At 65.3% G+C, this 9,158-nt stretch carries 6 protein-coding genes and 1 pseudogene; 3 read left to right on the top strand and 4 right to left on the bottom strand.

The genetic code is table 11. From position 1 onward, the window contains the following. Positions 1-126 (top strand): annotated as a pseudogene (locus AC5P88_RS14520) (IS110 family transposase); the annotation flags it as partial. 209 nt (positions 127-335) lie between these two features. On the opposite strand, the gene AC5P88_RS14515 reads toward AC5P88_RS14520, so the two are convergent. The 3 genes from AC5P88_RS14515 to gap form a co-directional block, all read right to left on the bottom strand. Next, positions 336-1,712 carry a DUF3999 domain-containing protein gene (locus AC5P88_RS14515; protein WP_495225372.1) on the bottom strand — a complete coding sequence of 459 codons (1,377 nt, stop codon included), beginning with the start codon at positions 1,710-1,712 and terminating at the stop codon, positions 336-338. Beyond that, complete coding sequence (locus AC5P88_RS14510; protein ID WP_495225371.1) at positions 1,709-4,381, bottom strand: DUF2339 domain-containing protein; 2,673 nt, start codon at positions 4,379-4,381, stop codon at positions 1,709-1,711. Before AC5P88_RS14510 ends, AC5P88_RS14515 begins: the two co-directional genes overlap by 4 nt. A gap of 125 nt (positions 4,382-4,506) precedes the next feature. Next, positions 4,507-5,511: a type I glyceraldehyde-3-phosphate dehydrogenase gene (gene gap, locus AC5P88_RS14505; RefSeq protein ID WP_495225370.1), complete on the bottom strand. Its 1,005-nt coding sequence runs from the start codon at positions 5,509-5,511 to the stop codon at positions 4,507-4,509. 192 nt (positions 5,512-5,703) lie between these two features. Here gap and AC5P88_RS14500 point away from each other — a divergent pair, with 192 nt between their 5' ends. After that, positions 5,704-6,333, top strand: coding sequence for an OmpW/AlkL family protein (locus AC5P88_RS14500; protein WP_495225369.1), 630 nt, complete (start codon positions 5,704-5,706; stop codon positions 6,331-6,333). A 198-nt stretch (positions 6,334-6,531) separates the two neighbouring features. Beyond that, complete coding sequence (locus tag AC5P88_RS14495) at positions 6,532-7,941, top strand: hypothetical protein (protein ID WP_495225368.1); 1,410 nt, start codon at positions 6,532-6,534, stop codon at positions 7,939-7,941. Positions 7,942-7,990: 49 nt separating this feature from the next. On the opposite strand, the gene AC5P88_RS14490 is transcribed toward AC5P88_RS14495, so the two are convergent. Further along, positions 7,991-9,118, bottom strand: a complete 1,128-nt coding sequence (locus tag AC5P88_RS14490; RefSeq protein WP_495225367.1) for a GGDEF domain-containing protein — start codon at positions 9,116-9,118, stop codon at positions 7,991-7,993. Positions 9,119-9,158 lie beyond the last annotated feature (40 nt).

Genomic DNA, 9,158 nt, shown 5'->3' with positions numbered 1-9,158 from the left:
TTCTACCAGTCGCTGCGGGCCCGCGGCAAGGAAGGAAACGTGGCCATCGTGGCGGTGATGCGGAAGATGCTGGTGATTCTCAACGCCCGCGTACGCGACGCCCGAAGCAGACCGATCCCCGCCTAAGGACAGTCGCGGCGTTCCTCCGGAGGCTGCCGGCCAGCGGCCGGCACTACCGTGCCCGCTTGCCGGAGAGATCCAAGCCTCCCCAGCAACACAGTTGCTACAGGGACGTACTTGCGGCGTCCCCCGCGAACCCACCCCGCCCGGCCAAGCAAGGCTTTTGCTTTACACGACCCACCCCACCCACGAGGGGCTGCGCCGTTCGCCGGAAACTACGCCGAAGGCGCAGGCTTCTGCCGAAGCAGGCTGACCGCCAGGCCACCCACCACCAGCACACCCAGTCCCAGCAGCGCCCACAGCAACCACGACTTCCAGTCGTGCTGCGGCTTCAGCGCCGCGTCTCCCGCCAGCGGCTCCGGGCTGCCTTCCAGGCGCGCCAGCGTCGGTTGCCATGACGGGTCATTGCGCTGGCGCAGCTCCTCGATCAGCACACCGATCGGCGCCTCCATCCTGCGGGCAGTGGTGCTGCCCACCGCCAGTGCATAGGGCGCCGCGCCCTGGCTGAGGAACACCAGCACTTCCGGCTGGTAGCCCAGGCGCAGGGACGGCGCAGTCGCCGATTCGGCAGGATTCGCAACCAGCTTCCAGTAGCGGTCGCGATGCACGCCGCCCAGTGCCTGCGCGGCTGACTGCTGGCGCGGGCCCTGTGCGCCCTGCTGCAGCTGGTAGGCAATCCACGGCGCACTGCGGCGCTGCCACTCCGCACTCTCGTCGTCGCGGCTGAACAACGTCCACTGCACCAGGCTGTTGTCGGTGCTGGCCACGTCCGCACGGGCGACCGGGAAACGGCCATCCATCTCGAAGGTGTATTCACCCTTGCCCGTCGAGGTCGGCTCCAGCGACAGCCACTCCCATGGCAGTGTGGCCGGCGCCGGCGGCAGCTCGGCCAGTACGCTGCGCAGCGCCGGCAGGCGTGCATCGCCCTGCGCCAGCACGCGCAGGTAGCGCGCCTCGCCGTCCACCTGCAGGCGGCGCTGCAGCAGGCGCTTGCCAGCACGCTGCAGGTCGACCAGCGGGATATCACGCCCGATCGGACGCCAGTGCTGCAGGTCGTCGCTGGCATCCAGCTGCACCTGTGCCTGCAGCGGCTGTCCGCTGTCAGCCCAATCCAGTACCAGCGCCGCCACCGGCTGCTGGCCGAGCACGCTGGCGTCGATCAGCCAGCCACCCTGCCCGCTCGCCGCCGCACCGCCACTCACGCGTGCCTCGACGCGACGCACGCGGCCATCGGTATCGCGCTCGGTCAGCAACTGCAGATCGTTGCGCTGCGCTTCGGCCAGCGGCGGCAGTGCGAACCAGGGCAGTTCACGCTGCACCGGTGGCTGCGCCAGCGGCTGATCGGGCGCCAGCAAGGCGGACGGCAGCGATTGGCCTGCGGCATTGAACACCTGCAGATCGCTCAGGTCCGCGGTACCGGCGCGACGGTAGATCGCCGGCTCCAGCACGACGCGATAGGCACCGGACTGCGCGCTGGACAAGGTCAGCGGCCACTGTTCGGCGTACTGCGTACGGTAATCGGCGGCTTGTGCCGCGACGGCGGCCAGCAGGCCGAACATCGCCGGCAGCAGCGCCCTGCTCCACGTCTTCATTGTTTTTCCTCCACGGTCGGCGCCGCGCTGGGCGGTGCCGGTGCCAGATAACCCACGACGGTGCACAGCAGGCCGTAGGCGATGAACGATGCGATGCCCAGCAGGTTGCCAAGGTGCTGGCGATCGACAATGACCAGCTTGGCCAGCACCACGCCCATCAGCACGGCACCGACCATCCACAACACACGCTGGCCGCGGCGCGAACCCCATACCCAGGCGATCACGCCGAGCACGCTCCACAGCACGGTCAAGCTGGTCTGCGCCAGGCTGAAGCGCATCATCGACGCGTTCCACGACAGGCCGCCCCACTGGTGCACGCCATGCAGCACCACGCTGGTCAGCGCAACGAACGTTGCCAGTGACAGCAGCGGCATGCGGATACCCAGCAGGGCCTTCGGCGCCTGATCGCTGTACAGCCAGCGCGCGAGCAGCAACAGGCTCAGCCACTGTCCGATCTCGGCCGGGTTCAGCACCGGCAGCCACAGCAGCGGGGAAGCATCGCCCGGCAACAGCTGGCCCAGCAGCCAGCCGATCGACAGCAGGCCGAACAGCACGCACTGCAGCGGCGTGCGCACGCGGTCGAACGCTTCACCCAGCGGCCAGCGCAGCGTATTCCAGCGCCACAGCGACAGCGCCGCCATCAGCAGCCACGGCAGCGTGACCAGCAGCGTCGTCCAACCCTGCGCCAGACCTGCCTCGCCACCGCCCCACAGGGCCAGCAGCGAAAGCAGCGAGGGCCACAGCAGCCACCACAGGAACTGCGCGATGCGCGCCACGCTGTCACCGCCCTGGCGCAGGCACAGCAGTGTGCGCACACCGAGCACGGCGAATACCGCCCAGGCCAACGCGCCGTAGCCGGCGAACGGCTGGTGGTGCGCGTCGCTCTGCATCAGCGCCAGCGGGAAGCCCAGCGCCAGCATCGCCAGCGAGGTCACGCCCAGTGCGCGTGCTGGCTGGTGGCGCTGCGTTTCGGCCGCCAGCCATGCGGTGACCGCAGCCAGCACCAGCAGCGCATCCACTTCGATACGGTACGGGAAGAAGCGGGTGATCTCGTGCACCAGGCCGCCCAGCCACCACAGCAGGCCCCACAGGTAGTAGACCAGTGCGACCTCATGGCGCGGCCGGCGCTGGTAGCTCCAGGCGGAGGCGAAACCTGCCAGCGCCAGCAGCAGCGCGCCGATGGCAGTCGGGTTGAGCAGGAAGCGGGCATCTTCAAGCCAATGATCGGCGCCGGCCACGAAGGCGAACGCGGCGCCCATCTGCAGCAACGCGCCAGACACCTGCGGCAGCCAGCGCTTCTGGCGCAGGCCCAGCCAGGCCAGGCCAGCGCCTTCCAGCGCGAACACGGCACCCGTGGCGCGTGCCGACAGCGCCAGCGGCACTGCCAGCGTGGCAAAGCCCACCGCCAGCACCGCGTGCGACTGTGCCAGCACGGTGTACGACGCACGCCGGATCAACGCCCACGCCAGCACCGCGTAGATCGCGGCCAGGCCCAGCGCGCACAGTGCCAGCGTCATCGGCTGCTCATGCAGCATGCCCGCCTGCAGCGAGAACGCGACCAGCGGCGTACCGAACACCAGGCTGCCATCGACCAGGTCGCGGCGGCCGGCCGGCTGCCGGCGTGCGTACAGCAGCGGGATCAGCAGGTAGAAGGCAAAGAACAGCAGCAGGAACGGTTCGGTACTGCTGAACTTGTCCGGGGCGTACTGCAGCACGCCCCAGAACGTACCGATGCCGAAGGTGAAGGCAAAGCCCAGCAGGTTCAGCGCGCGCCACGGGCGGAACCAGGCGATGGCGAAGATGCCGGCGTTGAGGACCGCGTAGTAGCTGAACAACCCCACGTGGTTGCCGCTGCCGGTGGACAGCCACAACGGCGCCATGAAGCCGGCCAGGATGCCCAGCACCGCCAGGGTGCGCGAGTTCTGTACCACCGCCAGCACGCACAGGCCTGCCACCAGCGCGATCGAGCTGACGAAGGCAAAGCCCGGGGTGACCAGTTCGAATCGCTTGAAGGCGGCGAAGATGGTCAGCAGCAGCACGCCGATGGCACCGCCCTGCAGCGCAAGCGCGAACATGCGCCTGCGTTCGCGCTGGTGCCAGCCGAAGGCCAGCAGCCCCAGCGCGCCCACGGTGACCCCGGCCAGGCGCAGTTCGATCGGCAGCACCAGCCAGCCCTGGTCACTGACGTACTTCAGCAGCGCGGCGACACCGGCCAGCAGCACCAGCATGCCGATCTTGACCGGCACGTTGCCCTCGGTGAACCAGCGCTTGATCGCACCGATGCCGCGTTCGATGAAATTCGGCAACACCGGTTCTGGCGGCAACGGCGGCAGCACCGGCACCGGCGGTGGCGCAGCAGGACGAGGGGCAGGCGCCTCATCAGTGGACGCAGCCTCTCGCACTGGCGGCTGCGGGGGCTCAGGTGAGGGCGGCACAGCCGCAGCGACCGGCCGCAGGAACGGCGGATCGGCGCCGGCCGAGGGCGTGACCACAGGCCGTTCAGGCGCAGGCGCGGCGGCGGCAGGCCTGCCGGTGGCAGGCGCGGCGGCCATTGCGCTTTCCAGTGCGGCCACGCGGCGGCGCAGGCCGGCGATCATCACCAGTGCCACCACCAGCAGCAGCGGGATGGCCAGCAGGACCAGTACGACCAGGGCGATCAGAGCTTCCATTGCGTGCTTCCATTGCGTTCCCGCGCCCCAGCGGCAGCGGTCGACCGGCCCATGCTACGACAGGGCTGGCCCCATAAACGACGAACCCCGGCCAGGCCGGGGTCCGTATGCGATCTTCGCCGGCCTTACTTGGCGGCGATGACCTTGGCCATTTCCAGGCACTTGTTCGAGTAGCCCCACTCGTTGTCGTACCAGGTGACCAGCTTGACGAAGGTGCCGTCCAGGGCGATGCCGGCGTCGGCGTCGAACACCGAGGTGCAGGTCTCGCCGCGGAAATCGGTGGCCACCACCTTGTCTTCGGTGTAGCCCAGGATGCCCTTCAGCGCGCCTTCGCTCTGTGCCTTCACTTCGGCGCAGATCTCGGCGTAGGTGGCTTCCTTTTCCAGCTCGACGGTCAGGTCGACCACCGACACGTCCGAGGTCGGGACGCGGAAGCTCATGCCGGTCAGCTTCTTGTTCAGTTCCGGAATGACCACGCCGACGGCCTTGGCCGCACCGGTGGACGACGGAATGATGTTTTCCAGGATGCCACGGCCACCGCGCCAGTCCTTGTTGGACGGGCCATCGACGGTCTTCTGGGTGGCGGTGGCCGCATGCACGGTGGTCATCAGGCCGCGCTTGATGCCCCACTTGTCATTGATGACCTTGGCCAGCGGCGCCAGGCAGTTGGTGGTGCACGAGGCGTTGGAGATGATCGCCTGGCCGGCGTAGGTCTTGTCGTTCACGCCGTAGACGAACATCGGCGTGTCGTCCTTCGACGGGGCCGACATGATGACCTTCTTCGCGCCCGCATCGATGTGCTTCTGCGCGGTTTCCTTGGTCAGGAACAGGCCGGTGGCTTCCAGCACCACGTCGGCGCCGACTTCATCCCACTTCAGGTTGGCCGGGTCGCGTTCCTGGGTCAGGCGGATCTTCTTGCCGTTGACCAGCAGGTCGTTGCCCTGCACCGCCACGTCGGCCTTGAAGCGGCCGTGCACGGAGTCGTACTTGAGCATGTACGCCAGGTAGTCCGGCTCCAGCAGATCGTTGATGGCCACGATTTCGATGTCGTCGCCGAAGTTCAGCACCGCCGAGCGCAGGACGTTACGCCCGATGCGACCGAAACCGTTGATACCAACCTTGATTGCCATGTTCTCAAGCTCCTGCGGCCGCGACGGGTGCGGCGGGATGGATAGGGCCCACAAGTCTAGCAAACCGGGGCTGGCCACCGTGGGCCAGCCCCCGGGCCAGAGGGCCGGCGGACAGGATTTGATCCGGATCAAAGCGTTAGCGCGGCGTGAGGCCGAGACTGTCGCCATCCACCCAGCAACGAGATCACCCCCATGCGCAAGACCTCCCCCCTGATCCTGGCCGGCCTGGCCGCCGCCCTGTCCCTCGCCGCCACCCCGGCCATGGCCCAGTCCAAGGGTGACTGGACCGTCTCGGCCGGCATCCACCAGGTGGCGCCGAAGTCGAACAACGGCTGGCTGGCCGGCCACACCCTGAAGGTCGACGTCGACAACGACATCAAGCCGACCATCACCGGCGAGTACTTCATCGCCGACAACCTGGGCATCGAAGTACTGGCCGCGCTGCCGTTCAAGCACGACATCAACATCAACGGCCTGGGCCGCGTGGGCAGCACCAAGCAGCTGCCGCCGGTGGTGACCCTGCAGTACCACTTCAACAGCAAGGGCAAGGTCTCGCCGTTCGTCGGCGCAGGCGTGAACTACACGACCTTCTTCAGCGAAGACACCACCGGTGCGCTGGCCGGCAGCAAACTGAAGCTGCAGGATTCGTGGGGCCTGGCCGCGCATGCGGGCATCGACTTCGCGATCGGCGAGAAGGGCGCCCTGCGCGTGGACATGCGCTGGATCGACATCGACAGCAAGGTGAAGCTGAATGGCGAGAAGATCGGCACGGTCAACATCGATCCGCTGGTCTACGGTGCGTCGTACGTCTTCAAGTTCTAAGCGTGTGCTGGGGGCGGGGGCTTCGGCCCCCGCTCGCCCGCCACACGCAATACCCTCGCAGCATGTTGCCCCGGTCATTGCCGGGGCTTTTTTGGGGACGACGCCAGCTGGCTATGGAAATGCCGTGTCAGAACAAATTGACTGCGACCATCGCCTAGAGATGGCACACTCAAACCCCTGAAAAGAACGGACTCGATCATGAAGGGTATCTGGCTCGCACTCGCACTTCTGCTTGGATCACCTGCGGCCCTAGCAACGACCGTTGCAGACGGTACGTTTGTCATGATGTCTGGCGGGGCATGTGATGATTTTTCCCCAGATTGCTATCTGGAAGATCCCGTCATTGCTGAAAATGTGATCAAGCAGCTTGCGGCAGTTGGCGTGACGCGCTTCCTCGTGCCGTCGGCAACCTTGGACCAGCTGAGAGTCATTGCAGCTCCGATCAGTGCACGAGGTCTTGAGTTCTATACGTATGAGCGCTGGACCTTCGAAGCTGCAACCCAGACAGGGAAATTCAACTGCCAAAAATACACAGACGAACGAATTGATCCAGTCTTGGTCAAACTTCGCGCTGAATTTGGCAAGAGCTTTGCAGGACTTCACTTCAAGGACGAACCGCCAGAGATGGACATTTCGCCTCTCGCAGAAATGAGTCAGTGCGTGAAAGCCGAGCCTCGCTTGGCCGGCATGAAGATCTTTATCAATTTGTTCCCACTTCACGCCAATGCCGGCGCTTATGCAGGTTCTGACCATGCGGGCGCCATGCAGCCCACGGAGTATGGCGTCGATTGCACCACAGCAAACATATCTCAGCCAGAAAAAACAGTGAGTATGGTGGCTCGCTATTCCGAGTTTGCACGTCGGCTATCTGATGAAGTGCGCCCAGACTATTTGTCGTTCGACATTTACCCGTTCAGCCCATCACTCAGGAAGTGCCCGACGGCAAGAGATCTCTTGCTCTCCGAAAATATGTCGATTATTTCGAACCTCGCAAGATCCAGGGGCCAGACATCCATCGCCTATCTTCAGAACGTACAGTCTGCCCACCCATCGCTGAGTCAGGATCCGTTTGAATACGCCAGCTTTCACGACCTGAGATGGTTCACAGGCTGGGCTTTTGCGTTCGGGATGAGAGGCTTTTCGAACTTCATCAGCCACGATGCCAGCAATACGACTGGCATGCCAAATGGCGGTAACTTGCTCGGAATGCTCGACAAGCAGAACAATCCGCGAAATCTCTTGTCGGACCAGCAAAGCACTTTTGGCGTGACCAGGCAGGTTCAATCCACATTGAACAGCGTCAGGTACCTTGGCTTTGCGGACAACAAACTGGGAGTCCCATCTGGTCAGATTTCAGGATGGCTGTCCAATCCTTCGTTTCTTGTCGGCGAATACGGGAACGATGATCTTTCAATCGCCTACCTTGTCGTTGCCTCTCGTGCACCCAGACAGACAGCTACCGGGCGTATCGGCCTCAACAAATGGTGGCAGAACGTTGAAAAGCTCGACTTCGAATCAGGTCAGTGGCGACGAGTTGGTACTGGAACAAACGAGATCGGTGTCGCCATAGACACGATACCTCTCGAGCTTTACCGCCTCACCCCGTGAAATCGAGGGTTTCGATATTGGTCAGGGCACATCCACGCATAGCGTGGATCTACTGATCCGGCGCCACTTCCACCCGGTTGCGGCCGCTTTCCTTGGCGCGGTACAGCGCCGCATCGGCACGCGCCAATGCCTGTTCCAGCGTATCGCCACCATCGTCATGCCAGCGTGCCACGCCGATGCTCACGCTCACCACCGGGGCCGCATCCGAATCGGCATGCGCGATCGCCAGCGCCTGCACCTGTTGCCGAAGCTGCTCGAACGGCGCTGATTCCGGTTGCCCCGGCGCCCAGTGCCCCAGCGCCACGAACTCTTCGCCGCCGTAGCGTGCCACCACCGAGTCGCTACCACGCAGCTGAGCAGCCAGGGTCGTCGCCACCGCATGCAGCACGGTGTCACCGGCGGGATGGCCGTGGTGGTCGTTGTAGCGCTTGAAGTAGTCGATATCGATCATGGCGATGCGCAGTGCGCCACGCGCATGCGACGTACGCAGATAGCGCTGGAAGATCTGGTTGGCCTGGCGATCGAAGGCGCGCCGGTTCAGCAGTCCGGTCAGCCCATCATGGTTGGCCAATGCATCCAGGCGCTGCTCGGCCCGCCACGTAGCACGCGCCTGCCGTTCGGAAATGTAGCTGCCGACAATGCCGGCCAGGTTGCTGGCCAGCACGAACATCACGCTCTGCAGCATCTGCGCCCAGTGCCGGCCCACCTGCAGCTCGGCCAGCACGAACGCCAGCGCGATCAGGGTTCCGGTCAGCGTCGCCACCCCGAAACGCAGCCCGCACAGGAAGTAGTTCAGCAACAGGAACAGGCTGATGCCTTCGTAGGGGTAGTTCACGCCGGCACGGTGCGCGGTCCAGATCATGGTCACCAGCGCCAGCCCGCTGACCAGCACGACGCTGCCGCCCAGCCACTGCAGATGGCGCCGCAGCACCGGCACGAAGGTCAGCGCGACGCCCAGCAGCAGTGCCGGCAGCAGAACGCCCAGCCGCCAGCGCAGCACCGGCGCGTGCACGTCCGGCGGCAACCAGTAGGTATCGAGCACGGCAAAGCCCAGCGAGAACGCGCCGGCCACGGCGCAGGCCCAGCGCATGCGCCAGACCACCTGGGCATTGAACGCGTCGGCAAATCCGCCGTCATCCGGATGACCGACCATGATGCGCCTGTCCGTGATCGCCATCAGCCCCTCCCCCGCGTGTGCCCGGGTCACCCTAGCGGCC

Source organism: Stenotrophomonas sp. YJH_SMC_8, from assembly GCF_059371315.1.
Note: the sequence above shows the minus strand (reverse complement) of the source record. Positions and strands in the feature narration are given on the sequence as shown.

Bases quoted from the DNA above. Each gene is read 5' to 3' on its own strand.
- AC5P88_RS14515 (WP_495225372.1), bottom strand. From the start codon at position 1,712: ATGAAGACGTGGAGCAGGGCGCTGCTGCCGGCGATGTTCGGCCTGCTG.
- AC5P88_RS14510 (WP_495225371.1), bottom strand. From the start codon at position 4,381: ATGGAAGCTCTGATCGCCCTGGTCGTACTGGTCCTGCTGGCCATCCCG.
- gap (WP_495225370.1), bottom strand. From the start codon at position 5,511: ATGGCAATCAAGGTTGGTATCAACGGTTTCGGTCGCATCGGGCGTAAC.
- AC5P88_RS14500 (WP_495225369.1), top strand. From the start codon at position 5,704: ATGCGCAAGACCTCCCCCCTGATCCTGGCCGGCCTGGCCGCCGCCCTG.
- AC5P88_RS14495 (WP_495225368.1), top strand. From the start codon at position 6,532: ATGAAGGGTATCTGGCTCGCACTCGCACTTCTGCTTGGATCACCTGCG.
- AC5P88_RS14490 (WP_495225367.1), bottom strand. From the start codon at position 9,118: ATGGCGATCACGGACAGGCGCATCATGGTCGGTCATCCGGATGACGGC.